This is a genomic window from Burkholderia sp. E168m22 (assembly GCF_001319805.1).
Classification (GTDB): Bacteria; Pseudomonadota; Gammaproteobacteria; order Burkholderiales; family Burkholderiaceae; genus Burkholderia; species Burkholderia orbicola.
Genome location: NZ_BBSK01000063.1, coordinates 67,425 through 90,553, shown reverse-complemented (window position 1 = coordinate 90,553; position 23,129 = coordinate 67,425). Strand labels below are relative to the sequence as shown.

General features: G+C 67.0%; 22 protein-coding genes and 2 pseudogenes. 13 read left to right on the top strand and 11 right to left on the bottom strand.

The annotated features are described in order from the left end of the window. Window positions 1-23: 23 nt before the first annotated feature. The 7 genes from AP428_RS15620 to AP428_RS15590 all read left to right on the top strand — a co-directional run bounded on the left by AP428_RS15620 (window position 24) and on the right by AP428_RS15590 (window position 6,132). Window positions 24-788, top strand: a complete 765-nt coding sequence (locus AP428_RS15620; RefSeq protein WP_011546546.1) for a response regulator transcription factor — start codon at window positions 24-26, stop codon at window positions 786-788. Between the two features lie 26 nt (window positions 789-814). Then, window positions 815-2,113 carry a glutamyl-tRNA reductase gene (gene hemA, locus AP428_RS15615; protein ID WP_006477063.1) on the top strand — a complete coding sequence of 433 codons (1,299 nt, stop codon included), beginning with the start codon at window positions 815-817 and terminating at the stop codon, window positions 2,111-2,113. 93 nt (window positions 2,114-2,206) lie between these two features. Further along, a complete protein-coding gene (gene prfA / locus AP428_RS15610; RefSeq protein WP_006477064.1) occupies window positions 2,207-3,289 on the top strand; it encodes a peptide chain release factor 1 in 1,083 nt (360 codons plus the stop codon). A 7-nt stretch (window positions 3,290-3,296) separates the two neighbouring features. Beyond that, window positions 3,297-4,139, top strand: coding sequence for a peptide chain release factor N(5)-glutamine methyltransferase (gene prmC / locus AP428_RS15605; protein ID WP_054928318.1), 843 nt, complete (start codon window positions 3,297-3,299; stop codon window positions 4,137-4,139). Between the two features lie 67 nt (window positions 4,140-4,206). Further along, complete coding sequence (gene grxD, locus AP428_RS15600; RefSeq protein ID WP_006477066.1) at window positions 4,207-4,518, top strand: Grx4 family monothiol glutaredoxin; 312 nt, start codon at window positions 4,207-4,209, stop codon at window positions 4,516-4,518. A 23-nt stretch (window positions 4,519-4,541) separates the two neighbouring features. After that, entirely contained in the window at window positions 4,542-5,138 is a 597-nt protein-coding gene (locus AP428_RS15595; RefSeq protein ID WP_006477067.1) for a UbiX family flavin prenyltransferase, read from the top strand. A 202-nt stretch (window positions 5,139-5,340) separates the two neighbouring features. After that, the gene (locus tag AP428_RS15590; protein WP_054928317.1) at window positions 5,341-6,132 is read left to right on the top strand and encodes a class III extradiol ring-cleavage dioxygenase; all 792 of its coding nucleotides are present in this window, start codon (window positions 5,341-5,343) and stop codon (window positions 6,130-6,132) included. 111 nt (window positions 6,133-6,243) lie between these two features. Here the strand turns inward: AP428_RS15590 and AP428_RS15585 are convergent, their stop codons facing one another. Next, window positions 6,244-7,842, bottom strand: coding sequence for an APC family permease (locus tag AP428_RS15585; protein ID WP_011546550.1), 1,599 nt, complete (start codon window positions 7,840-7,842; stop codon window positions 6,244-6,246). A gap of 419 nt (window positions 7,843-8,261) precedes the next feature. On the opposite strand from AP428_RS15585, the gene AP428_RS15580 reads away from it, so the two are divergent. After that, entirely contained in the window at window positions 8,262-8,465 is a 204-nt protein-coding gene (locus AP428_RS15580) for a cold-shock protein (protein ID WP_006477070.1), read from the top strand. Between the two features lie 103 nt (window positions 8,466-8,568). On the opposite strand, the gene AP428_RS15575 is transcribed toward AP428_RS15580, so the two are convergent. The 3 genes from AP428_RS15575 to AP428_RS15565 form a co-directional block, all read right to left on the bottom strand. Continuing rightward, window positions 8,569-9,819, bottom strand: coding sequence for an Hsp70 family protein (locus AP428_RS15575; protein WP_053524791.1), 1,251 nt, complete (start codon window positions 9,817-9,819; stop codon window positions 8,569-8,571). 206 nt (window positions 9,820-10,025) lie between these two features. Continuing rightward, the gene (locus AP428_RS15570) at window positions 10,026-10,631 is read right to left on the bottom strand and encodes a nitroreductase family protein (RefSeq protein WP_011546552.1); all 606 of its coding nucleotides are present in this window, start codon (window positions 10,629-10,631) and stop codon (window positions 10,026-10,028) included. A 157-nt stretch (window positions 10,632-10,788) separates the two neighbouring features. Continuing rightward, entirely contained in the window at window positions 10,789-12,072 is a 1,284-nt protein-coding gene (locus tag AP428_RS15565; protein WP_011694131.1) for an MFS transporter, read from the bottom strand. 219 nt (window positions 12,073-12,291) lie between these two features. Between AP428_RS15565 and AP428_RS15560 the strand changes: the two genes are divergently transcribed. After that, window positions 12,292-12,912 carry a TetR/AcrR family transcriptional regulator gene (locus AP428_RS15560; RefSeq protein WP_011546554.1) on the top strand — a complete coding sequence of 207 codons (621 nt, stop codon included), beginning with the start codon at window positions 12,292-12,294 and terminating at the stop codon, window positions 12,910-12,912. 77 nt (window positions 12,913-12,989) lie between these two features. Further along, complete coding sequence (locus AP428_RS15555) at window positions 12,990-13,562, top strand: DUF1415 domain-containing protein (protein WP_006477075.1); 573 nt, start codon at window positions 12,990-12,992, stop codon at window positions 13,560-13,562. Window positions 13,563-13,601: 39 nt separating this feature from the next. Here AP428_RS15555 and AP428_RS15550 read toward each other — a convergent pair whose 3' ends face one another. From AP428_RS15550 to AP428_RS36735, 5 genes and pseudogenes are all read right to left on the bottom strand, one after another. Continuing rightward, the gene (locus AP428_RS15550) at window positions 13,602-14,492 is read right to left on the bottom strand and encodes an SAM-dependent methyltransferase (RefSeq protein ID WP_011546555.1); all 891 of its coding nucleotides are present in this window, start codon (window positions 14,490-14,492) and stop codon (window positions 13,602-13,604) included. An 89-nt stretch (window positions 14,493-14,581) separates the two neighbouring features. Continuing rightward, window positions 14,582-15,715, bottom strand: coding sequence for a class I SAM-dependent methyltransferase (locus tag AP428_RS15545; RefSeq protein WP_054928316.1), 1,134 nt, complete (start codon window positions 15,713-15,715; stop codon window positions 14,582-14,584). 136 nt (window positions 15,716-15,851) lie between these two features. Then, window positions 15,852-16,174 (bottom strand): annotated as a pseudogene (locus AP428_RS15540) (YegP family protein). A 155-nt stretch (window positions 16,175-16,329) separates the two neighbouring features. After that, complete coding sequence (locus AP428_RS15535; protein ID WP_011546558.1) at window positions 16,330-16,824, bottom strand: LEA type 2 family protein; 495 nt, start codon at window positions 16,822-16,824, stop codon at window positions 16,330-16,332. 416 nt (window positions 16,825-17,240) lie between these two features. Continuing rightward, window positions 17,241-17,450 (bottom strand): hypothetical protein, encoded by a 210-nt coding sequence (locus AP428_RS36735; RefSeq protein ID WP_154233672.1) that lies wholly within the window; start codon window positions 17,448-17,450, stop codon window positions 17,241-17,243. Window positions 17,451-17,467: 17 nt separating this feature from the next. On the opposite strand from AP428_RS36735, the gene AP428_RS15530 reads away from it, so the two are divergent. Continuing rightward, entirely contained in the window at window positions 17,468-19,636 is a 2,169-nt protein-coding gene (locus AP428_RS15530) for a M1 family metallopeptidase (RefSeq protein ID WP_011694130.1), read from the top strand. Window positions 19,637-19,758: 122 nt separating this feature from the next. Here the strand turns inward: AP428_RS15530 and AP428_RS15525 are convergent, their stop codons facing one another. Then, window positions 19,759-20,679 (bottom strand): LysR family transcriptional regulator, encoded by a 921-nt coding sequence (locus tag AP428_RS15525; protein ID WP_011546561.1) that lies wholly within the window; start codon window positions 20,677-20,679, stop codon window positions 19,759-19,761. 163 nt (window positions 20,680-20,842) lie between these two features. Between AP428_RS15525 and AP428_RS15520 the strand changes: the two genes are divergently transcribed. Both AP428_RS15520 and AP428_RS35220 read left to right on the top strand, forming a co-directional pair. Then, window positions 20,843-21,820 (top strand): zinc-binding alcohol dehydrogenase family protein, encoded by a 978-nt coding sequence (locus tag AP428_RS15520; RefSeq protein ID WP_011694129.1) that lies wholly within the window; start codon window positions 20,843-20,845, stop codon window positions 21,818-21,820. A gap of 27 nt (window positions 21,821-21,847) precedes the next feature. Then, window positions 21,848-21,994 (top strand): annotated as a pseudogene (locus AP428_RS35220) (DUF1427 family protein); the annotation flags it as partial. A 46-nt stretch (window positions 21,995-22,040) separates the two neighbouring features. Here AP428_RS35220 and AP428_RS15515 read toward each other — a convergent pair. Continuing rightward, window positions 22,041-23,069 (bottom strand): transporter, encoded by a 1,029-nt coding sequence (locus tag AP428_RS15515; RefSeq protein WP_011546564.1) that lies wholly within the window; start codon window positions 23,067-23,069, stop codon window positions 22,041-22,043. Window positions 23,070-23,129 lie beyond the last annotated feature (60 nt).

Genomic DNA, 23,129 nt, shown 5'->3' with positions numbered 1-23,129 from the left:
GCTGCCATATTGAAGAAATTCTCATGCGAATCGCTCTGATCGATCCGGAGTCGCGTCATACCGCACTCCTGAACCGCCTGCTCTTCGCGGGCGGTCACGTGTGCCACGCATTTCCGTCCGGCGCCGCATTCTTCGAGTGGCTCGCCGCCGACAACACCTGCGACATGCTGGTCACCGGCCACTGGGCCGGCGACCAGCCGGCGCAGGAAGTCATTCCGCGCGCGCAGGCGGTCCTGCCCGGGTTGCCCGCCATCGCCGTGATGCAGTCGGCGCGCGAAAGCGAAATCGTCTCGTGCCTGCACGCGGGCGCCGACGATTGTCTCGTGCGGCCCGTGAGCGGGCCCGAGCTGCTCGCGCGCGTCAATGCGCTGAGCCGGCGCGCCGGCGTCCGGCGGCTGCCCACCCGCTCGCGCGAAATGTATGGCGAATACACGTTCGACGCCACGCATTGCCTCGTCCGTTTCGGCGACGCAATCGTTTCACTCACGCCGAAGGAGTTCCGTTTCGCACAGTTGCTGTTCACGAACCTGTCGCGGCCCGTATCGCGCGCCCATATCCTCGAAACGGTATGGGCGCGCCGCCGCGACATGAAGTCGCGCACGCTCGACACGCATGCGTCCCGGCTGCGCAGCAAATTGCAGTTGCTTCCGGAGCGCGGCTACCGGCTGTTGCCGCTCTATGGCTTCGGCTACCAGCTCGACCGCGTGCCGATCGAGCCCCCAAATTCGCGGCCCCGCCACGCCGATGCCCGGTATGCCGCGAGTGAGGAAATCGCTGAAACGCTATAATATGGGCCTAAACGATAGCCCTCGATATGCAACTCCTCACGATCGGAATCAACCACCACACTGCGCCTGTCGCCCTGCGCGAACGCGTGGCGTTTCCGCTCGAGCAAATCAAGCCGGCTCTCGTCACGTTCAAGAACGTGTTTCTCGGCCCGCAGGCGCCCAATACGCCCGAGGCGGCGATCCTCTCCACCTGCAACCGCACCGAGCTGTATTGCGCGACCGACGATCGTGCTGCCCGTGAAGGCGCGGTCCGCTGGCTGTCGGAATATCACCGGATTCCGGTCGACGAACTCGCGCCGCACGTCTATGCACTGCCGCAGTCGGAAGCGGTCCGGCACGCGTTTCGCGTCGCGTCCGGCCTCGATTCGATGGTGCTCGGCGAAACCCAGATTCTGGGCCAGATGAAGGATGCCGTTCGCACCGCGACCGAAGCGGGCGCGCTCGGCACTTATCTGAACCAGCTGTTCCAGCGTACGTTCGCGGTGGCGAAGGAAGTGCGCGGCACGACCGAAATCGGCACGCAGTCGGTGTCGATGGCCGCGGCTGCGGTGCGCCTCGCGCAGCGGATCTTCGAAAAGGTGTCGGATCAGCGCGTGCTGTTCATCGGCGCGGGCGAAATGATCGAGCTGTGCGCGACGCACTTCGCCGCGCAAGGCCCGCGCGAACTGGTCGTCGCGAACCGCACGGCCGAACGCGGCCAGCGGCTCGCCGAACGCTTCAACGGCCGCGCGATGCCGCTGGCCGACCTGCCCACCCGCATGCACGAATTCGACATCATCGTGTCGTGCACCGCGTCGACGCTGCCGATCATCGGTCTCGGCGCGGTCGAGCGCGCGGTGAAGGCGCGCCGCCACCGGCCGATCTTCATGGTCGACCTCGCGGTGCCGCGCGACATCGAGCCCGAAGTCGGCAAGCTGAAGGACGTGTTCCTGTACACCGTCGACGATCTCGGCGCGATCGTGCGCGAAGGCAACGCATCGCGCCAGGCCGCGGTCGCCCAGGCCGAGGCGATCATCGAGACGCGCGTGCAGAATTTCATGCAATGGCTCGACACGCGCAGCGTCGTGCCGGTGATCCGTCACATGCACACGCAGGCCGACGCATTGCGCCGGGCCGAAGTCGAAAAGGCGCAGAAGCTGCTCGCGCGCGGTGACGATCCGGCCGCCGTGCTCGAAGCGCTGTCGCAGGCGCTGACCAACAAGCTGATCCACGGCCCGACGAGCGCGCTCAACCGCGTCAACGGCGCCGATCGCGATTCGCTGATCGACCTGATGCGCGGCTTCTACCAGCACGCGCCGCGCTCGAACGACCAGTCCGGCCACTAGCGCCGCCCGGTCGCCCTGCCGCCGGCCGCGCATTGTCCTGCCGCCGGCCTATCCTTTCCGAATACCCCTTGCCCGGGAGCGCCGCTCCACACCATGAAGACGAGCATGCAACGCAAGCTCGACCAGCTGTCCACACGGCTGGCCGAACTGAACGACCTGCTGAGCCGCGAAAACGTCACGGCCGACCTCGACCAGTACCGCAAGCTGACGCGCGAACATGCGGAACTCGGCCCGGTCGTCGAACAATACGCGTTATGGCGCCAGTCGCGCAGCGACGAAACGGCCGCGCAGGAGCTGCTGGCCGATCCGTCGATGCGCGATTTCGCGGAAGACGAAATCCGCAGCGCGCGCGAGGGCATGGCGCGCCTCGAGACCGAGCTGCAGAAGATGCTGCTGCCGAAGGACCCGAACGACGACCGCAACATCTTCCTCGAAATCCGCGCGGGCACGGGCGGCGACGAATCGGCGCTATTCGCGGGCGACCTGCTGCGCATGTACCTGCGCTTCGCGGAACGCCAGCGCTGGCAGGTCGAAATGATGTCGGAGAGCGCGTCGGATCTCGGCGGCTACAAGGAAGTGATCGTGCGGATCGCGGGCCAGGGTGCGTATTCGCGCCTGAAGTTCGAATCGGGCGGCCATCGCGTGCAGCGCGTGCCGGCCACCGAGACGCAGGGGCGCATCCATACGTCCGCGTGCACGGTCGCCGTGATGCCGGAAGCCGACGAGATCGGCGAGGTCGAGATCAATCCGGCCGACCTGCGGATCGACACGTTCCGCGCGTCCGGCGCGGGCGGTCAGCACATCAACAAGACCGATTCGGCGGTGCGCGTCACGCACATCCCGACCGGGATCGTCGTCGAATGCCAGGACGACCGCTCGCAGCACAAGAACAAGGATCGCGCGCTGAAGGTGCTCGCCGCGCGCATCAAGGACAAGCAGTATCACGAGCAGCACGCGAAGGAAGCCGCGACGCGCAAGAGCCTGATCGGCTCCGGCGACCGCTCGGAGCGCATCCGCACGTACAACTTCCCGCAGGGCCGGATGACCGACCACCGGATCAACCTGACGCTGTACCGGCTCGAGGCGATCATGGACGGCGATCTCGACGAACTGATCGGCGCGCTCGTCACCGAGCACCAGGCCGAGTTGCTCGCGTCGCTCGGCGAAGCCGACTAAGGCCACGATGTCCGACACCACCGCCGACGCCCTGCTGCGCGCCTCGCCGCTCGACCCGGTCGATGCACGCGTGCTGCTCGCGCACGCGCTCGGCTGGACCCGCACGCAACTGATCACGCGCGGCGACGCGCCGCTCGACGCCGCCGCGGTCGAACGCTACCGCGCGCTCGAAGCGCGCCGCGTCGCCGGCGAGCCCATCGCGCAGCTGGTGGGGATGCGCGAGTTCTTCGGCCGCCCGTTCGACGTGACGCCCGACGTGCTGATCCCGCGCCCCGAAACCGAACTGCTCGTCGAAGCCGCGCTCGATGCGATCGACGGGCTGCCGCACGCGGCCGTGCTCGATCTCGGCACCGGCAGCGGCGCGATCGCCGTGTCGATCGCGGCCGAGCGCCCCGATGCGCGCGTCTGGGCGCTCGACCGTTCGCCGGCCGCGCTCGCGGTCGCGCAACGCAACGCCGACAAGCTGCTCGACGCGCACCGCCCCGGCGGCCCGCTGCACTGGCTGCAGAGTGACTGGTACGCGGCGCTCGATCCCGCGCTCGGGTTCGACGCGATCGTCAGCAACCCGCCGTACATCGCGCAGCACGATCCGCACCTCGCGCAAGGCGATCTGCGTTTCGAGCCGCGCGGCGCGCTCACCGACGGCGCCGATGGCCTCAGCGCGATCCGCGCGATCGTCGCGGGCGCCGGCGCCTATCTGAAACCGGGCGGCACGCTGTGGATCGAGCACGGCTACGACCAGGCCGAAGCCGTCCGCGCGATACTGGCGTCGCACGGCTTCGTCGCGGTCGAATCGCTCGCCGATCTCGCCGCCATCGAACGCACGACCGGCGGCCGCCTGCCGGGCTGATGCCCGGCCCGCCCGGTTGAAATCCGCTATCATTTCGATCTAACGCCCCGCAAACGCAAGGTCAGTCATGGACACCCAACAACGTATCAAGCAAATCGTCGACGAAAACCAGGTCGTGCTCTTCATGAAGGGCAACGCGCAATTCCCGATGTGCGGCTTCTCGGGCCGCGCCGTGCAGGTGCTGAAGGCCTGCGGCGTCGACCAGTTCAAGACGGTCAACGTGCTCGAGGACGACGAAATCCGCCAGGGCATCAAGGCATTCTCGAACTGGCCGACCATCCCGCAGCTGTACGTGAAGGGCGAATTCATCGGCGGCTCGGACATCATGATGGAGATGTACCAGTCGGGCGAACTGCAGCAACTGTTCGCCGCCGCGTAACACGCGGCACCCGCCCCCTTTCGATGGCATCTCCCAGCGCGCCGCCGCGCCGGCTGATCGTCGCGATCACCGGCGCCACCGGCGTGATCTACGGTGTGCGGCTGCTCGATCTGCTGCGCGCCGCCGGCGGCGTCGAAACGCATCTGCTGATTTCGAACGCCGGTTGGCTCAACATCCAGCATGAACTGAAGCTGCCGAAGGCCGATGTCGAAAGCCGTGCGGACGTCGTGCATTCGGTGCGCGACGTCGGCGCGACGATCGCGTCGGGCTCGTTCGCGACCGACGGCATGGTGATCGCGCCCTGCTCGATGAAGACGCTCGCGAGCGTCGCGCACGGGCTGTCCGACAACCTGATCACCCGCGCGGCCGACGTCACGCTGAAGGAACGCCGCCGTCTCGTGCTGATGGTGCGCGAGACGCCGTTCAATCTCGCGCATCTGCGCAACATGACCGCCGTCACCGAAATGGGCGGCATCGTCTTTCCGCCGCTGCCCGCGTTCTACGCGATGCCGAAGACGATCGAGGAACTCGTCGACCAGACCGTCACGCGCGTCCTCGACCTGTTCGCCCTCAGCGCGCCGCTCACGACGCCGTGGCCCGGCATCCGCCACGCGCAGTAAGCCACGCCTCTTCTGCGCGGATCTCCACCGATTCGCGCAGCAACTCCTTCCATTTCACGCCTTCTGATGCGACTCGGCATCCGAAAGCCAGCCTTCGCCGCTATTATCAACAAACAAGCGTCAATCAAATTCCGTAGCGTCGATTTATCAATGCACGGTACACGCCTATAGTCACAGGCAAATCCTTTTGCAGGTCACCACCATGAACCGCTTGCCTTCGCTGTACCTGTCCCACGGCGCCCCGACGCTGCCGATCGACCCGGCGCTGCCGTCCGGCGCGTTCACGCACCTCGGCGCCGAGCTGCCGCGCCCACGCGCGGTGCTGATGCTGTCCGCGCACTGGGGCACGCAACGACCGGTCGCGAGCGTCGCCGCGCATCCGGACACGATTCACGACTTCTACGGTTTCCCGCAGGCGCTGTACGACATCCGCTATCCGGCGCCGGGCGCACCCGACGTCGCCGAGCGCGCGGCCGCGCTGCTGAACGCGGCGGGCATCGCGACCGCGACGACCGAACACGGTCTCGATCATGGCGCATGGGTGCCGATGCTGCTGATGTTTCCGGAAGCCGACGTGCCGGTCGCGCAACTGTCGATCCAGCCGCGCGCGGATGCCGCACATCACTTCGCGCTCGGCCGCGCGCTGCGACCGCTGCGCGACGAAGGCGTGATGGTGATCGGCTCGGGCCAGATCACGCACAACCTGCGCGCCGCCGATTTCGGCGCGGCGCCCGAGGATGCGGACCCGCGCGTCGCGGAATTCACCGACTGGTTCGAGGCGAAACTGGCCGCCCGCGACGTCGACGCGCTGCTCGACTACCGCCGGCAGGCGCCGCACGCGGCGCTGATGCATCCGACCGACGAACATTTGCTGCCGGTCTTCACGGCGCTCGGCGCGGCGGACGACGACTACCAACTCGGCATCCAGTCGCTCGGCACCTATCAGCGCGTGCTCGCGATGACGAACTACGTGTTCGCGAGCGCCAGCGCCTGAGCCTGGACGGCGGCGCCGCCGCCGGGCCAACAAAAAGCCCGCCCGGGCCATGCCCGGGCGGGCTTTTTTCACTGCATCCTGCCGCCGCCGAATCCGGCGGCAGGTCAGGCGTCAGGCACCGATCCCTTCGAGGATCTCGTCGTGCGACTCGCGCTCGTCGAGATACTGGGTCCGGTAACCGGTATTCACGCCCCAGAAGTAGAACACCAGCGAGATCGCCGCGACGATCAGCATGTCCCAGCCGTACGGCAGGTAGCCATGACCGCCGAACTCCTTGCTGCCGATCAGCGACAGCACGGCCATCGTCGGCAGGTACGCGACCAGCCACCATGCGGCCTTCAGGTCGGCGCCCCAGCCGGTCCAGCCCGACTTCGCCTGGAAGTAGAAATACACCGGCAGCGCGACGATCATCAGCAGGATGATTTCGCCCGTCAGCGGCCACTTCGCCCAGTACAGGATCAGCGAGGCGCACACGAACGCGAACGGGGCGATCAGCTTCATCAGCGGAATCGACAGCGGACGCTCGATGTCGGTCGCCGAACGGCGCAGCGCCATCAGGCTGATCGGGCCGGTCAGGTACGAGATCACCGTCGCGACCGAGATCACCGCCGCGAGCGAGCTCCAGCCGCGGAAGAAGAACAGGAACACGAACGACACGAGCAGGTTGAACCACATCGCCTGGCGCGGCACGCCGTAGATCGGATGCACGTTGCCGAACATCTTCGGCATCGTGTTGTTGCGCTCCATTGCATAGATCATGCGGGTGGTCGTCGCCATGTAGGTCGTACCGGTGCCGCTCGGGCTGATGAACGCGTCGACGTACAGCAGGATCGCGAGCCAGTTCAGGTTCAGCGCGATCGCGAGTTCCGCGAACGGCGACGAGAAGTTGAAGTGCGCCCAGCCCTTCGCGACGTCGGCCGGATTCACCGAACCGATATAGGCCATTTGCAGCAGCACGTAGATCACGAGCGCCAGCAGGATCGACGTGATCACCGCGAACGGCACGCTGCGCGACGGATTGCGCGCTTCACCGGCCAGGTTCACCGGGCTCTGGAAGCCGTTGAACGCGAACACGATGCCGCTCGTCGCGACCGCGGTCAGCACGGCCGACCAGCCGTACGGCGCGAAGCTCGCATTCGATGCGACGCCGAGGTTCTCCGAGTGGAAGCTCGTCAGCATCAGGCCGAGGATCGTGAGGCCGGGGATCAGGAACTTGAAGATCGTGATCGCGGTGTTCGCCCGCGCGAAGGCCTTCACACCCCAGTAGTTCAGCATGAAGTAGACGACGACCAGCACGGCCGACAGCAGCAGGCCGAGGGTCTGCAATTCGCCGTTCACGAACAACGCGTGCGCCCACGGATACGGCCACGTGCTCATGTACTGGATCGACGCTTCGGCCTCGATCGGAATCACGGATACGATCGCGATCCAGTTGGCCCATGCACTGATGAAGCCCACCAGCGAACCGTGCGAGTAGCGCGCGTAACGCACCATGCCGCCCGACTCGGGGAACATCGCGCCCAGTTCCGCATACGTCAGCGCAATCGCCAGAATCACGACGGCGCCGATGATCCAGGCGCAGATCGCCGCCGGACCGGCGATCTTCGCGGCTTTCCAGGCACCGAACAGCCAGCCCGAGCCGATAATCGAACCCAGCCCCGTCAGCATCAATGCAAACGGGCCGATGTTCCGTTGAATAGAACTCTTCACATCCTCTCCTGTGTCTCAAAAAGCATGGTCGGCCTGCAGTCCGGGATCGGCTCGGACAGCACCGCGCACGCATTCTTGGGGGGAGGGTCACCCGATCGGGGCAACCCGTCCACGCGGCGCGTAGTTTAACGGTTGCACCTCGAACGTGGCGCCAAAATCGATCGCCCCCTACAAAAAATTCGCATCGCTTGCAAGCTTTGTAAACCAGATATCCGCAATAACCCTGAGAGCATGGGAATACGGTTGACCGTCAGACGGATTAGCCGTATAAAGGACTTCGCAGGATTTCAAGTGGCGAGTGAATTGGTTCTTTCGTAGTTCGCCCATCAACGGTACTCCGGTTGGTCCTATTACCCCTTCCTTGATTTTCCGCACCCCATGGGCTTCGGCCCCGTTTTATCTTTTTAGGAACAAGTAACATGGCAACCGGTACCGTCAAGTGGTTCAATGACGCAAAGGGCTTCGGCTTCATCACCCCGGAAGGCGGCGGCGACGATCTGTTCGCGCACTTCTCGGAAATCCGCGTCGAAGGCTTCAAGACGCTGCAAGAAAACCAGAAGGTTGAATTCGAAGTGAAGACGGGCCCGAAGGGTCTGCAAGCTGCGAACATCCGTCCGGTCTAAGCTGGCGCGATCATTCGTGTAAAAAAGCCCCGCTTCGGCGGGGCTTTTTGTTTTTGGGCGTTGGTCGTCCGCCCGGCATGACGACCTTTCAGCCGCCCGCCATTCAGCCGAACAATCGCTGCGCGTGAATGCCGAGACCCGTCGCGACACTCGCGAGGCGATCGCCGAACACCGGCTGCGCATCCGGGAACGCGCCGGCAAGCGCGCCCGACAGGAACGCGAGCCCCGTCGAACCGCCGGTGAAATACAGCGCCCCGACATCGCGCGGCGCCACGCCCGCGAGCCGCACCGTTTCGCGCGCGGCATCGACGATGCGTGCGGTATCGTCCCGACTCGCGTCGACGAGACGATCGGCGTCGAACGCGATCAGCAGATCCTCTTCCACGTCGTTCAGGTCGATCATCGTCTCCCCGCCCGCCGCGACGCCGATCTTCGCTTCTTCCGCGCGCGCCATCAGCGCATGCCCGAGCCGCTGCTCGACCACGCTCGTGAGCCGGTCGTACTGCCGCACGTCCTGGTACAGGTGCTTCATCAGCTTGAGCTCGCCGACGCGCTTCGGCGTGTAGACGGTGTTGATCAGGTGCCAGGTCGCGAGATCGAAATAGATCTTGTTCGGCAGCTCGCGCCCTTCCGGGTCGAGCGAACGGTAGCCGAATGCGGGCAGGATCGCCGCCAGCTCGACCCGCCGGTCGTAGTCGGTGCCCGCGACGTGCACGCCGTGGTGCGCCAGCACGTCGTCCTTGCGCTCGAGGCGCGCCATCCGTTCCGGCCCGACGCGCACCAGCGAGAAGTCGGACGTGCCGCCGCCGATGTCGGCGACGAGTACCAGACGCTCGGCCGGCTGGCGCGACTCGTAGTCGAACGCGGCGGCGATCGGTTCGTACTGGAAGTGAACGTCCGCGAAGCCGACCGATCGCGCGGCCGCCTCGAGCTGATCCTGCGCGAGACGGTCGGCGCGCGGATCGTCGTCGACGAAGAACACCGGCCGGCCGAGCACCGCGCGGCCGATCGGCGCGCGTGCGCGCGCTTCGGCCTTGCGTTTCAGGTGCGTCAGGAAGCGCGCGATGATTTCGGTGTACGCGATCGCACTGCCGTCGCCGAGATCGGTGGTCGTTTCCGCGAGCGGCGAGCCGAGGATGCTCTTCATTGAGCGCATCAGCCGGCCGTCGAAACCGTCGATATAGGAAGCCAGCGCCGCCCGGCCGTATTCGACCGTCTCTTCGTCGTTGTTGAAGAAGATCGCGGTGGGCAGCGTCAGGTGGTCGCCCTCGACGGGCGCGAGGCGCATGCCATCGCCGTCGGGCAGCGCCACGGCGGAATTGGACGTGCCGAAATCGATCGCGCAGTAAGTCATGGGAAATTGCCGCAGCAGGGCCGGCGCGAAAACGGAAAGGACGGGCTTTTTAACATGAAGCCCGCGCGATCACAACCGGGGCCGGCCACCGGTGCCGCGCAACGGGCGCCGGTGGCGACGGCGCGCGGCGTGGCGACGGCGCGCGGCGTGGCGCACCGGGAACATGCGCGGACAGGATGCGCGATGCAGCCTGCCCGCCTGCGGAGTCAGGCTGCCGCGTCGAAGCTCTTTTTCCACGCACCCGCGTAGACGACTTCGCCGATCGCATGGCGCGTGCGCGGTGCCTTTTCGCGATCGCGCAGCACGGGGTCGAGCTTGTCGACGTTGCCGTAGTGGCCGAGCGAGATGATCGACGCGATCGCGACGTCCGCCGGAATCGCGAACGCGTCGCGGAACGCCTTCGCGTCGAACCCGCTCATCTGGTGCGCGGCGAGGCCGAGCGCGTGCGCCTGCAGCACCAGCGACATCGCGGCGGCGCCGGCGTCGTACAGCGCGGTCGGCGCCGGCTCGCCCTTCGGCGTGAGCGTGTGCGCGGTGACCGCGATCAGCACCGGCGCCGGTGCATTCCAGCCCTGGTTGAACGGCACCAGCGTCGCGAACGCGCGTTTGAACGCGTCTTCATCCTGGGTGCGATCGAATACGATGAAACGCCACGGTTGCGCGTTGTACGCGGACGGGGCCCAGCGTGCCGCTTCGAGCACCGCGTGAAGATCGCCGGCGCTGACGGCTTCATCCGAATACGCGCGCGGGCTCCAGCGGCCCGCGATCAGATCGTGAATCGAAACAGTGGTGGGAGCAGGTTTGACAGACATGCGGTTCCTCGCTGACATCGATGAAGGGGCGCGAACGCCCGGCAAACCGCAAGCATACCCGCTTGAGCGACGGCGCGCCCGATCCTGCCGCGCTATGCAAATCTCCGTGCGTGCAATGGCCGGCCGCAGCGTGGGCGGCCGGTCGGACGCGCCCCGATCAGGCTGCCTGCGCCGCCGCGCGCGACGGGCCGCGGTTGATCCGCAGCACGATCAGCGCCCCGATGATGCACAGCCCGCCCGAGATCATCGACGCGATCGTATAGGTGCCGAGACTCGCGCGCAGCAGCCCCGCGCCGAGCGCCGCGAATGCCGCGCCGAGCTGGTGGCCGGCCACGATCCAGCCGAACACGACCGGCGCCGCGGCCTTGCCGAACACGTCGGTCGCGAGCCGCACGGTGGGCGGCACGGTTGCGATCCAATCGAGCCCGTAGAACATCGCGAACAGCGGCAGCCCGAAGAAGTCGATCCCGAACGCATGCGGCAGATAGATCAGCGACAGCCCGCGCAGCCCGTAATACCAGAACAGCAGCACGCGGTTGTCGTAACGGTCCGACAACCATCCCGACAGTGTCGTGCCGAACAGGTCGAAGATGCCCATCGCCGCGAGCAGCGACGCGCCCTGCACTTCGGTCATCCCGTAGTCGCTGCACATCGCGATCAGGTGCGTGCCGACATAGCCGTTGGTGCTCGCGCCGCAGATGAAGAAGCTGAAGAACAGCAGCCAGAAATCGCGCGAGCGGCTCGCCATCAGCAGCGTGCGGAACGCGACCGCGAGCGGGTTCTCCTTGGTCGCGTCGGGCGCGGGCGGCGCATCGGCCGGCTCGCCGTACGGGCGCAACCGCACGTCGGCCGGCCGCTCGGGCAGCAGGAACGCGACGAGCGGAATCACGATCGCGGCCGCCACCGCGACGACCAACACGACCGGCCGCCAGCCGTGGCGCTGCGCGATCGCCGCGAGCATCGGCAGGAACACGAGCTGGCCGGTGGCCGTGCTCGCGGTCAGGATGCCCATCACGAGGCCGCGCCGCGCATGGAACCAGCGCGTGACGAAGGTCGCGGACAGCGTCAGCGCGACGACGCCCGTCGAGCAGCCGACCATCAGCCCCCAGATCACGACCATCTGCCAGCTCTGCGTCATCATCGACGACAGCGCGACGCCCGCGCTCATCGTCACCAGCGCGGTGAGGATCGTCGGGCGCAGCCCGAAGCGCTGCATCGCGGCAGCCGCGAACGGGCCCGTCAGACCATACAGCGCGATGTTCACCGAAATCGCCAGCGAAATCGCCGCGCGGCTCCAGCCGAGCTCGCGTTCGAGCGGCACCATCAGCACGCTCGGCGTCGCGCGCGTGCCGGCTGCCGCCAGCAGGATCAGGAATACCACCGCCGCCGCGAGCCATCCGTAATGGAAGCGCCCTCTGATTCGTGTCACTGCCCAGTTCATCTTCGCGTTCTCCAGTTGGCGGTTGCGGTGCCATCGCACCTGCCCCGCCCCGACCAGGCCACCTCCGCCGCGCATTTCAACATCGGCTGACCCGGGCCGACGCTTGGCATTCGTCTGTTGATCCGGCCGCGATTGTTACCGACCGGTCACAAGTGTGTTGCGATCGTAGTTACCAGTCGGTAACATGTCAAGCAATCCATTACGTAGTCGAGGGTCATCATGTCGGGCATCGAGGTCGCCAAACCGCCGGCGCGGCGCACACGCCGGCCGATCGACGGCGCGACCGCGCAGGAGCACCTGCTGCGTGCCGCCGAGGAGCTGTTTTACAAGGAAGGCGTGCGCACGGTCGGCGTCGAGGCGGTGGTGGAACGCGCGGGCGTCAACAAGATGAGCCTGTACCGGCAGTTCTCGTCGAAGGACGAGCTGATCCTCGCGTATCTGGAACGCATGGACGCGTGCTTCTTCGAGCGGCTCGACACGAGCGCCGCGAAGCATCCGGGGCAGCCGAAGGCGCAGTTGATCCAGTACTTCGTCGATCTCGCCGAGCGCGCGACGCAAAAGGACTATCGCGGCTGCCCGTTCGTCAACGTCGCCGCCGAATTCCCGGATGCGTCGCACCCGGCGCGCGAACGCGTCGCGCAGAACAAGGAACAGCTGATGAAACGGCTCGTCGCGCTGTGCGAAGGCGCCGGCGCACGGCAGCCGAAGGCGCTCGCCGATGCGCTCGCGCTGGTGGTCGAAGGCATCTACGCGGCGAGCCAGACCTACCGGCACGGCGAAACGCCGATCGGCAGCGCGCCCGCGCTCGTCACGCAGTTGATCGAAGCCGCCTGCGCGTGACGGGCCGCGCGGGTTCGTCTGCGGCGCGCCCCGCTACAATGCAGCCCTCATAGCCCTTCCGCCCGACTGGTATCACGATGACCGACACCCGCCCCGACTCGCACGACGACATCCTCGCCGCCACGCGGCACTGGCTCGCGCGCGCGGTGATCGGGCTCAATCTGTGCCCGTTCGCGAAAAGCGTCTACGTGAAGGAACAGGTGCGCTACGCGATCAGCGAAGCGACGACCCTGGAGGACGCGCTCGCCGAACTCGAAACCGAGCTGCGCTTGCTCGACGCGGCGGACCCGCAGCAGATCGATACGACGCTCGTGATCTACCCGCATGCGTTCGCCGATTTCGTCGACTACAACGATGCGCTGTTCTTCGCCGAGCGGCTCGTTCAGCAATTGCGGCTCGACGGCGTGCTGCAGATCGCGAGCTTCCATCCGCAATACCAGTTCGACGGCACCGAACCCGACGACATCGAGAACTACACGAACCGCGCGCCGTATCCGATCCTGCACCTGCTGCGCGAGGACAGCATCGCGCGCGCGGTCGACGCGTTCCCGGACGCGTCCGCGATCTACGAAAAGAATCAGGAAACGCTGCGCCGCCTCGGCCACGAAGGCTGGCGCGAATGGATGCGCCGGCCGGGCGACGACGTGTGACGTGTGCCGCGCGGGCGCCATGCCCGCGCACCCGCGCCGTCAGCCTTCGGCCGGCTCGACGGCGGCGTCGCCCGCCGCAGCGGCTTGCGCGACGAAGAAGCGCTCGTTCAGCTCGGCGAGCCCGAACATCCCGAGGATCTCGTTGAGCCGCTCGCCGGGCTTGCGGCGCGGCAGGTTCTTGTACTGCGCGATGATCAGCTCGTTCTTCATCGAATGCTCCCAGCCGACCAGCTCGGTCACGCTGACCTGGTAGCCGTGCGCCTCGAGCTGCAGGCAGCGCAGCACGTTGGTGATCTGGCTGCCGAATTCGCGCGTATGCAGCGGGTGCCGCCACACCTCGGTCAGCGCATTCGCGAGCGACTTGCCCTTGTTCTTGCGCAGCACGCCCGCGACTTCCGCCTGACAGCACGGCACCAGCACGATGTGCTGCGCGCGCTTCGCGAGCGCAAAGCGGATCGCGTCGTCGGTCGCCGTGTCGCACGCGTGCAGCGCGGTGACGACGTCGACCGTGTCGGGCAGTTGCGGTGACGTGATCGAATCGGCGACCGACAGGTTCAGGAACGACATGCCGCCGAACCCGAGCCGCGCGGCGAGCTCGGTCGAGCGCGTGACGAGTTCCTCGCGCGTCTCGATGCCGTACACGTGCGACGCGAACGCCGGCGTGCCGTGCCCCGGCTGCTGCTTGAAGAACAGGTCGTACAGGATGAAGCCGAGATACGACTTGCCGGCACCGTGATCGACGAGCGTCACGTGGCCTTTGTCGGCCTGCACGCCGGCGAGCAGCGGCTCGATGAACTGGAACAGGTGATAGACCTGCTTCAGCTTGCGGCGACTGTCCTGGTTCAGCTTGCCGTCGCGGGTGAGGATGTGCAGTTCCTTCAGCAGCTCGACGGACTGCTCCGGGCGGATTTCGTGGGTCTTGTTCGACATCGTGAAGCGCCGCCGGGCCACGGTCGGTCGACCACGGCCCGGCGGCGGAAATTCGTGAGGAATGGCGACAGTTTACCGAAAATACGCGGTCAGGCCCGGGCGCCGAGCCGCCACAGCGACGTGACCTCGGCGCGACGCGCCGCATGCAGCGGATCGTCGGCGTCCGTCGACTTCGGGTGCGCGGGCCGGATGTCGTCGCGGCCGAGCACGACGAGGCCGGCTTCGTCGATCCATTGCAGCAGGATTTCGCGCGGCCGCAGGCCGAGATGCTCGGCGAAATCGGACAGGATCAGCCAGCCTTCACCGCCCGGCTCCAGGTGCGCGGCCAGCCCGGCTAGGAAACCGCGCAGCATGCGGCTGTCGGGATCGTAGACCGCGTATTCGATCGGCGCGCTCGGCCGGGCCGGCACCCACGGCGGATTGCAGACCACGAGCGGCGCCCGGCCGGCCGGAAACAGATCGGCCTCGACGATCTCGACCTGGCCCGCATGACCGAGCCGCGCGACGTTCTCGCGCGCACAGGCGAGCGCGCGCGAATCCTGGTCGGTCGCGACGATACGCTCGACGCCGCGCGACGCGAGCACCGCCGCGAGCACGCCGGTGCCCGTGCCGATATCGAACGCGAGCGACGTCGCCGGCAGCGGCGCACGCGCGACGAGCTCCACGTATTCGCCGCGCACCGGCGAAAACACGCCGTAGTGCGGATGGATCGGCGCGCCGCCGAGCGCCGGGATCGGCACGCCCTTCTTGCGCCACTCGTGCGCGCCGACGAGGCCAAGCAGTTCGCGCAGCGACACGACCGACGGCGCGCCGCCGGGACCGTACGCCTCCTCGCAGGCCGCACGCACGTCGGGCGCACGGCGCAGCGGGATCGTGTAATCGGCGTCGAGCGGGATCAGCAGCATGCCGAGCGTGCGGGCGCGCTGCGATTGCGCGAGACGATGCAGGTTGAATGCTTCGACGCCGGCCGCGGCTTTCGCCTTCTTCGGCTTGCGTTCGACACGGCGCGCCATCGCCTGCACGAGCTGGCGCGCATTCTGAAAGTCGCCCTGCCAGACGAGCGCGGTGCCCTCGCAGGCGAGACGGTAGGCCGCGTCGGCGGTGAGGCGGTCGTCGGCGGGCACCGCGCGCTTCAGCGGTTGCACGCCGGCTTCGGAGCGCCAGCGCACGGCATGATCGACGCCGTCGGCGTCGGTCCAGTGGAAAACGGGGGAATCGGTCACGCGAACTCGGTTACGGTTGGCTTCAGCGGCGGCGAGAATTCGCCGCGCGGACCACACCATACCGCGCTTTGCCCGACCCGGCAAAACGGGCGCCGCGACGGCCGCCCGAGAGCGTTCGCCGCGGCGCAATCGTCGATCAGCCGAGATCGACGGTTTCCGCAATGGGCGCATCGCGCTTGACGGCCGCGATGCCGTTCTCGCGGCCTTGCACGGTTTTGTACGTCTCGCTCGTGCCGATGATCTGATGGTTGGCTGCCTTCAGATTGAACATCGGTTCACCGTTGTGCGCTCGTAGCGCTCGTCGAGCGGCGCATTTTCCCGCACGGACGCGATCCCGTTCCTCGCGCCGCTTTTCTCCTCGTACCGCTCGCTCGCGAGGATGATCTCGCCGTTCGCCGACTTCAGGTGGAAGTAGTACTGGCCGTTCACGGCCTTCTTGAGCTCGAATTTTGCCGCCATGGATTTCCCCTAAAAGAATGTCCGACCCTCGGACATCGACAAGTGTAAGGGGACGCGCCGACCAAAATCGAGATTCCACGGAAATAAGCATTAAAGACTGTCAAATAGTGAATTTTCAGACACATTTGACCGACGTTGAATTCAGACCGAACGGCCTACCCGCCCCACCCCGGCATGGTCGGCAGGCGCAGCGTGCCCGCATCGTTGAAGTGCACGGTGCCCAGCATGCTGCCGGCGAGCCGGCCGCGCAGCGCGTACGGCAGCTCGCCGTTCGCGGCCGCGCCGGGCAGGTTCCACGCCTGCCGCGCGGCCGCGAAGGCCGACACCGAAACCGGCACGTCGAGCACGGCCTCGCCAAACCGCGGCACGGTGCCCGCCCGATCGCTGACGCCGCTCGCGAACGGCGTGCCGTTCAGGTCGAGCGCGACCGAGATGCCGTCGTAGTCGATCGGCGCATCGTTCGGATTCTGCACGCGCAACTTCAGGCTGAAGCGCATCTCGAGGCCCTGCCCGACGAGCGGGTCGAGCCCGGCGACCGACACGCGCACCGGCTCGCGCGTGAACCCTGCACAGCCGCCGAGCAGGAACACGGCCGCGAACAGCAGCAACACGGTGCGCAGCGGCGCGATATGGAACAGGGCTCGTGGCATGGGACAGTCTCCTCGCGGCAATCGGTGAACGGGTCGTCGATGCATTGTACCGACCATGCCAACCGTCACCGGGTTTCGTAGTTTTTGCAGCACCGCAAGATCGTTAATAGATTAAAACTACGAAATTACCGGCTAAACGGAAAGCGCATTAATGACTTTCAGCATTCAATGAAGCGCCCGGAATTCAATAGATGCTCTTTCTAAATTTTTCATTTCCTTTACCCAAAACCATCAAGTATATTTACGCATCCTTGGAGCAAGCCGACAAACCTTGAAGCCGCATGACGGCGAATTTACGGGATGGCGACACGCTGTCCTTCCGTCCTGCGGACTGGCCCGGCCAGCCCCGTAGGTCGTCGGTTCAAAGGGATTGCGCGCCCGCGTCGGGCGTGCGGCCCCGTGTCGTGCGCGCGAAATCAATTCAGTACAACACGCGCCCGGCCATTTTGAACCGGCCAGTTAACCGACATCCGGAAAATCCAGAGGGGGCAGTAAACCATGATTACCTTTACGTAGTCGGCCGCCGTCTTTTCGAATAATCCGTCATTGGCATTTTTTCGCTGTTGATTAAACGGCGAGGGGATTGCTTTTGCCGGCGTTTTCGCAGCACTGAACGATTCTTTCAACAATCGAGGTTTCAGTCATGTCGATTCATATTCGCAAGATGCGTTATCTGCCGCTCGTCGCCGCACTCGCGCTCGCCGGGTGCGGCGGCGACGACGGCGGTGCGGGCTCCGCTTCCGCGCTCAGCTCCGCCGGCGCGCCGCATACCAGCTCGTCGCCCGCCGTCACCGCGCCGCCGAGCGCATCGAACGTCGACAAGAGCGTCTCGCCTGTCGAATTGCCGGACACCGTGGTGCCCGTGAACTACCGGCTGTGGTTCCGCCCGAACGACGCGCTGAACGCGTTCGACGGCCGCGCCGACGTCGAAATCAAGGTGCTGAAGCCGGTCAACAACATCGTGATCGCCGGCCACCGGATCAAGTTCACCAACGGCCGCATCACGCTGCAGCCGGGCAACATTCAGCTGATCGCGACGCCGCAGGACAAGGGCGACTTCTATCAGTTGCGCCCCGTCGCCGGCACGATCGCGCCGGGCAACTATTCGCTGCACATGGAGTGGTCGGGCATCATCAACTTCAAGTCGTACGACGATCCGGCCACGCAGACGGGCGGCAGCTGCGGCGACGATCCGTATCCGGGCTGCTCGGCCGCGGAAGGCGTGTTCCGCGTCGACCTGAAGGGCACCGACGGCAAGACGAGCGGCGCGATCCTGACGCAGGGCGAAACCAACCTGTCGCGCCAGTGGTTCCCCGGCTGGGACGAGCCGGCGTTCCGCCCGACCTATGAAGTGACGGCCGAAGTGCCGCAAAGCTGGCGCGTCGTGTCGAACGCGGCCGAGAAGCCGTCGACCAACGTCGGCGGCGGCTACAAGCTCGTGCAGTTCGAGAAGACCCCGCCGATGCCGTCGTACCTGCTGTTCTTCGGCGGCGGCCTGTTCGACACTTACGAGGACGACTTCACGAGCCCGCTGCCGGGCGGCAAGGGCGGCCTGCACCTGCGTGTGTTCACGCCGCCGGGCATGAGCGAGTGGGCGAAGCCGGCGATGGACCGCACCAAGCAGGCGCTCGACTACTACTACCGCTACACGGGCATCCCGCTGCCGCTCACGAAGTTCGACACGGTAGCCGCGAACGATGCGTTCAAGGATCAGAAGGACCTGAACTTCGGCGGGATGGAGAACTGGGGCTCGATCCTCGAGTTCGCCGACGACATCCTGCCGCAGCCGGGCCAGCCGATGTCGCACTACGGCAACGAAGTACTGACGCACGAAGTGGCGCACCAGTGGTTCGGCGATCTCGTGACGACCGACTGGTGGGACAACGTGTGGCTCAACGAATCGTTCGCGACGTTCTTCGAGACGAAGACGACGATCCAGTTCTTCCCCAACGAGTTCAGCTGGCTCGACCAGGTGAAGAACAAGTATCGCGTGATCAATCGCGACATCGGCCCGAACGCGTTCCCGGTCGCGCCGAACTTCAACGACTGGGCGTCGAACGACTTCGTGCTGAGCGCCAGCGCGTTCACGTACGACAAGGGCGGCCACGTGCTGAAGACGCTCGAGAACTATCTCGGCGAGCAGACGCTGCGTAAGGGCCTGCAGCAGTACCTGGTCGACTACTCGTTCGGCAACGGGACGCCGAAGCGTCTGTGGGATGCGCTGTCGAAGGAAAGCGGCCAGGCGGTCGGCCCGATCGGCGATAGCTACGTGCGTCAGACCGGCGTGCCGCTGATCTCGCTCGACACGCAGTGCGACCTGACGAAGAACCAGACGGTCGTCACGCTGAAACAGCAGCCGTTCCCGAACAAGAACGCGTATCCGGGCCTGCAGTGGACGGTGCCGATCACGCTCGCGTACGGTCAGGGTCTCGCGAAACGCACGACGCTCGCGCTGAAGGATACGCAGGCGCAGACGCGAATCGAAGGCTGCACGGGCGTGGTCGCCGATCCGAGCGGTCTCGATTACTACGTCGTGAACTACAGCGACACGGCCTGGAGCGGGCTGCTCACGCAGGTGAACAGCTCGACCGATCCGGTGCTGCTGGCGAACCTGAAGAGCGAAGCGGCGCTGCTCGTCGCGAACAACCTCGCGCCGGCTTCGCGCTCGACGTCGATCGGTTCGGTCGCTTCGCCGGCCGCGATGAAGCTGCGCCAGACGCCGACCTTCGGCGGCATCGAAGCGGTGACGAAGGAACGTCCGGCACGGCAATACCAGGGCCTCTTCAAGCCGCGCAAGGTAGTGACGCAGTAACGGTGCGCGTCCGGCCGGTACCGCGCGACCCGCGGCGCCGGCCGGCGTACCGGTTTCTCCGACCTGTTGACGGGCCTCGCATGCGAGGCCCTTTTTTCATGGGGCGCGGCGTGCGCCCGCCGTCACGCCCACGCGGCGTCCCACGCCGGCTGCGCGAACCACGTGGCGAGGAACGCGACGAGCCGCGACGTGCGCGCACTGCCGCGCGCGTGCTGGCGCAGCACGTGAATCGTCGCCGGCTCGGGCGCCGCCGCGTACTGCGGCAGCAGCGCGCGCAACCGTCCGTCGCGCAGCGCGTCCGCCACGAGCCAGGTCGGCAGGTGCGCGAGACCGAGCCCGTCGATGGCCGCCTCGAGCAACGCTTCCGAATGATTGCTGCGAAACCGCGGTTGCGCCGGCACGTGACGGCGCTCGCCGAAGCGCCACGCGCCGGGCGGCGGCGCGCCATGCCACGCGAGACAGTCGTGGCCGCCGAGCGCGTCGGGCGATGCGGGCTCCCCGCACCGTGCGAGATAGGCCGCGCTCGCGCACAGCACGCGCCGCTGCGGCGCCAGCACCGTCGCGACGAAACGCGTGTCCTCGAGCGGGCCGATGCGCACCGCGAGATCGACGTCGGAGCCGAGCCGCGCGCCCTGCAGGTCGACCATGCTGTCGGTCAGCACGAGGTCGACCTGCAGCGCCGGATAGCGCTGCATGAACGCGGCCAGCGCGGCCATCAGGTGCCGCCGTCCGAAGGGCGCCGGACAGTCGACACGCAGCAGCCCGCCCGGTTCATCGTGCTGGCTGTGCAGGTCTTCCTGCAAGCCGCGCAGCTCAGCCAGCATCCGGGTCGCGCGCCCGTACAGCAGTTGCCCGGCCTCGGTCGGCCGCAGCGCGTGCGTGGTGCGATGCAGGAGACGGATGCCGAGCTGCGTCTCGAGCCGGTCGATGCGCCGCGTGACCGACGACGCGGCAACGCCGAGCCGGCGCGCGGCCGCCGAGAAGCTCTGCTGGTCGACCACGTCGACGAACAGCGCGAGATGCGGGGAAAGGAAGTCGTCCATTCGTGAGCCTGCGATTTTTGGCTATGCGGAAAACGCAAAGCAATCATCCGCCTTTGCACGTTTCCGCGTCAAACCGGGCCCACTAGACTGCATTCACCGGTTTCATCCGCCGCACGCGCCGGCCCGCCGGGCCGGGCGGCCGCCATCGTTCATGGAGATCATCATGCGCAGCATCCGCTTCGACACCCCCGCCGCCGACATCGAGTCGCTCGACGCGCGCGTGCGGGACATCGCCCCGCCCGTACCGGCCGACGGCCAGATGCTGATCGAGGTGCGCGCGGCCGGCGTGAACCCGAGCGACGTGAAGGCCGCGCTCGGCCGCATGCCGCATGCGGTGTGGCCGCGCACGCCGGGGCGCGACTGGGCCGGCATCGTGCGCAGCGGCCCCGACAACTGGATCGGCGCGCCGGTGTGGGGCTCGGGCGGCGATCTCGGCGTCGGGCGCGACGGTTCGCATGCGGAATGGCTCGTGCTGGACGCCGCGCACGTGCGCCGCAAGCCGGGCGTGCTGACGCTCGAAGAGGCGGCCGGCGTGGGCGTGCCGTTCGTCACCGCATACGAGGGCCTGCGCCGGGCCGGCATGCCGACGGCCGACGACGTCGTGCTCGTGTTCGGCGCGAACGGCAAGGTCGGCCAGGCCGCGATCCAGCTCGCCACCGCGCGCGGCGCGACCGTGATCGGCGTCGAGCGCGGGCCCGGCGACTATCGCGGCCATGCGTCAGGCGACGTTTCCATGATCGACGCATCGAGCCGGACGGTGGCCGACGCGGTACGCGAATTGACCGGCGGCCACGGCGCGGACATCGTCTACAACACGGTCGGCAGCCCGTATTTCGAAGCGGCGAACGCGTCGATGGCGATCGGCGCGCGGCAGATCTTCATCTCGACGATCGAGCGCAGCGTGCCGTTCGACATCTTCGCGTTCTATCGCGGCCAGCACACGTTCGTGGGCATCGATTCGCTGCAGCTCGGCCCGGCCGCGGTCGCGCAGATCCTCGATACGCTCGCGCCCGGCTTCGGCAACGGGACGCTGCGCCCGTTCCCGATCGGCGACGACTACGTGTACCCGCTCGAGCATGCGCACGACGCGTATCGCGCGGTGCTGGCCGGTGCGCGCGAGCGCGTCATCCTCAAGCCCTGACACCGGACCTTACGGGAGACCGCCATGATGGATTACGTGACCTCGCTCGCGGTGGGCGTCGGTGTCGGTGTGTTGTACGCGCTGCTGCACGTGCGCTCGCCGGCCCCGCCGCTCGTTGCGCTCGTCGGCCTGCTCGGGATGGTGATCGGCGAACGCGCGATCGCGCTGCTGCGTTGATGCGCTGCTGCGTTGATGCGTTGATGCGTCGCCCGATGGCGCGCTAGCGATCGTCGCGGCGCCGGAACGCCCACCACGCGGCCAGCGCGGTGAAGCCGGCAACGAGCAGCACCATCAGCCAGAAGCCGTGCTTGTTCTCCGAGAACGGCACGCCGCCGACGTTCATCCCGAAGAAGCCGGCGACGATGTTGATCGGCAGCGCGATCACGGTGACGAGCGTCAGCGTGAACAGCGTCCGGTTGTTCTGCTCGTCGAGGCGCGAACCGATCTCTTCCTGCAGCAGCTTGATGCGCTCGTTGAGCCCCGCCAGATCGGCGAGCACCAGCGAGAACTCTTCGGTCGACTCGCGCAGCTCCTGCACGTCTTCGGTATGCAGCCACGCGGGCGGCTTCGCGAGCAGCCGGAAGATCGAGCCGGGCTCGGGCGCGAGCATGCGCTGCAGGCGCGTCAGCGTGCGGCGCATCGCGCCGAGCTCGATGCGGCTCGACGTGAGCCGCTGCGACAGGAAGCGATCCTCGATGCGGTCGACGTCGACGCTCGTGCGCCGCATGATCTGGATCAGCAGGTCGGCCTGGTCGCGCAGCAGGTGCACGAGCAGCTCCGCGGGCGAGCGGAACTGCTCGCCGTCGCGCACGCACGCGCGCAGCGTGTCGACCGAGCGCAGCGGCTTGAGCCGCGCGGTCACCATGATGCGCCGCTCGACGTGGACGAACAGCGTCGCGATCTCCGACGGCGTGAGCTCGAGGTTGAACATCACGTCGTTGACGATCGCGCGCAACGCGCCGTCTTCCTGCTCGATGCGCGTCGAGCGCGAGCCTTCATGCAGGAATTCGAAGAAGCTGTCGGGCAACCCGAGATGCGTGCGCATCCAGCGCTCGCTCGCGCCGTGCGCCAGATTGAAATGCAGCCAGACGAAATCGCCCGATGCGGCCGCGCCGTGCTCGCGGCAGGTGCGCAGCCATGCGGCGGCCGCGTCGGCATCGAGCATCGCGCCGGCGCCGCCCGGATCGAAGCGGAATCCGCACACCATGCCGGACGTGTCGGCGCCGTAAGTCTGTACGATCAGGTCCATCGTGTCGAAGGTGGTGCGGCGCGCGGCGCGCCGCACATCGCAGGTCGCGGGCCCGCGCCG

Coding starts and splice junctions, on each gene's coding strand:
- AP428_RS15525 (WP_011546561.1), bottom strand. CDS start 20,679: ATGGACGACTTCCTTTCCCCGCATCTCGCGCTGTTCGTCGACGTGGTC.
- AP428_RS15560 (WP_011546554.1), top strand. CDS start 12,292: ATGTCGGGCATCGAGGTCGCCAAACCGCCGGCGCGGCGCACACGCCGG.
- AP428_RS15550 (WP_011546555.1), bottom strand. CDS start 14,492: ATGTCGAACAAGACCCACGAAATCCGCCCGGAGCAGTCCGTCGAGCTG.
- AP428_RS15580 (WP_006477070.1), top strand. CDS start 8,262: ATGGCAACCGGTACCGTCAAGTGGTTCAATGACGCAAAGGGCTTCGGC.
- AP428_RS15620 (WP_011546546.1), top strand. CDS start 24: ATGCGAATCGCTCTGATCGATCCGGAGTCGCGTCATACCGCACTCCTG.
- prmC (WP_054928318.1), top strand. CDS start 3,297: ATGTCCGACACCACCGCCGACGCCCTGCTGCGCGCCTCGCCGCTCGAC.
- AP428_RS15595 (WP_006477067.1), top strand. CDS start 4,542: ATGGCATCTCCCAGCGCGCCGCCGCGCCGGCTGATCGTCGCGATCACC.
- AP428_RS15520 (WP_011694129.1), top strand. CDS start 20,843: ATGCGCAGCATCCGCTTCGACACCCCCGCCGCCGACATCGAGTCGCTC.
- AP428_RS15565 (WP_011694131.1), bottom strand. CDS start 12,072: ATGAACTGGGCAGTGACACGAATCAGAGGGCGCTTCCATTACGGATGG.
- hemA (WP_006477063.1), top strand. CDS start 815: ATGCAACTCCTCACGATCGGAATCAACCACCACACTGCGCCTGTCGCC.
- AP428_RS15555 (WP_006477075.1), top strand. CDS start 12,990: ATGACCGACACCCGCCCCGACTCGCACGACGACATCCTCGCCGCCACG.
- AP428_RS15515 (WP_011546564.1), bottom strand. CDS start 23,069: ATGGACCTGATCGTACAGACTTACGGCGCCGACACGTCCGGCATGGTG.
- grxD (WP_006477066.1), top strand. CDS start 4,207: ATGGACACCCAACAACGTATCAAGCAAATCGTCGACGAAAACCAGGTC.
- AP428_RS15575 (WP_053524791.1), bottom strand. CDS start 9,819: ATGACTTACTGCGCGATCGATTTCGGCACGTCCAATTCCGCCGTGGCG.
- AP428_RS15570 (WP_011546552.1), bottom strand. CDS start 10,631: ATGTCTGTCAAACCTGCTCCCACCACTGTTTCGATTCACGATCTGATC.
- AP428_RS15535 (WP_011546558.1), bottom strand. CDS start 16,824: ATGCCACGAGCCCTGTTCCATATCGCGCCGCTGCGCACCGTGTTGCTG.
- prfA (WP_006477064.1), top strand. CDS start 2,207: ATGAAGACGAGCATGCAACGCAAGCTCGACCAGCTGTCCACACGGCTG.
- AP428_RS15530 (WP_011694130.1), top strand. CDS start 17,468: ATGTCGATTCATATTCGCAAGATGCGTTATCTGCCGCTCGTCGCCGCA.
- AP428_RS15590 (WP_054928317.1), top strand. CDS start 5,341: ATGAACCGCTTGCCTTCGCTGTACCTGTCCCACGGCGCCCCGACGCTG.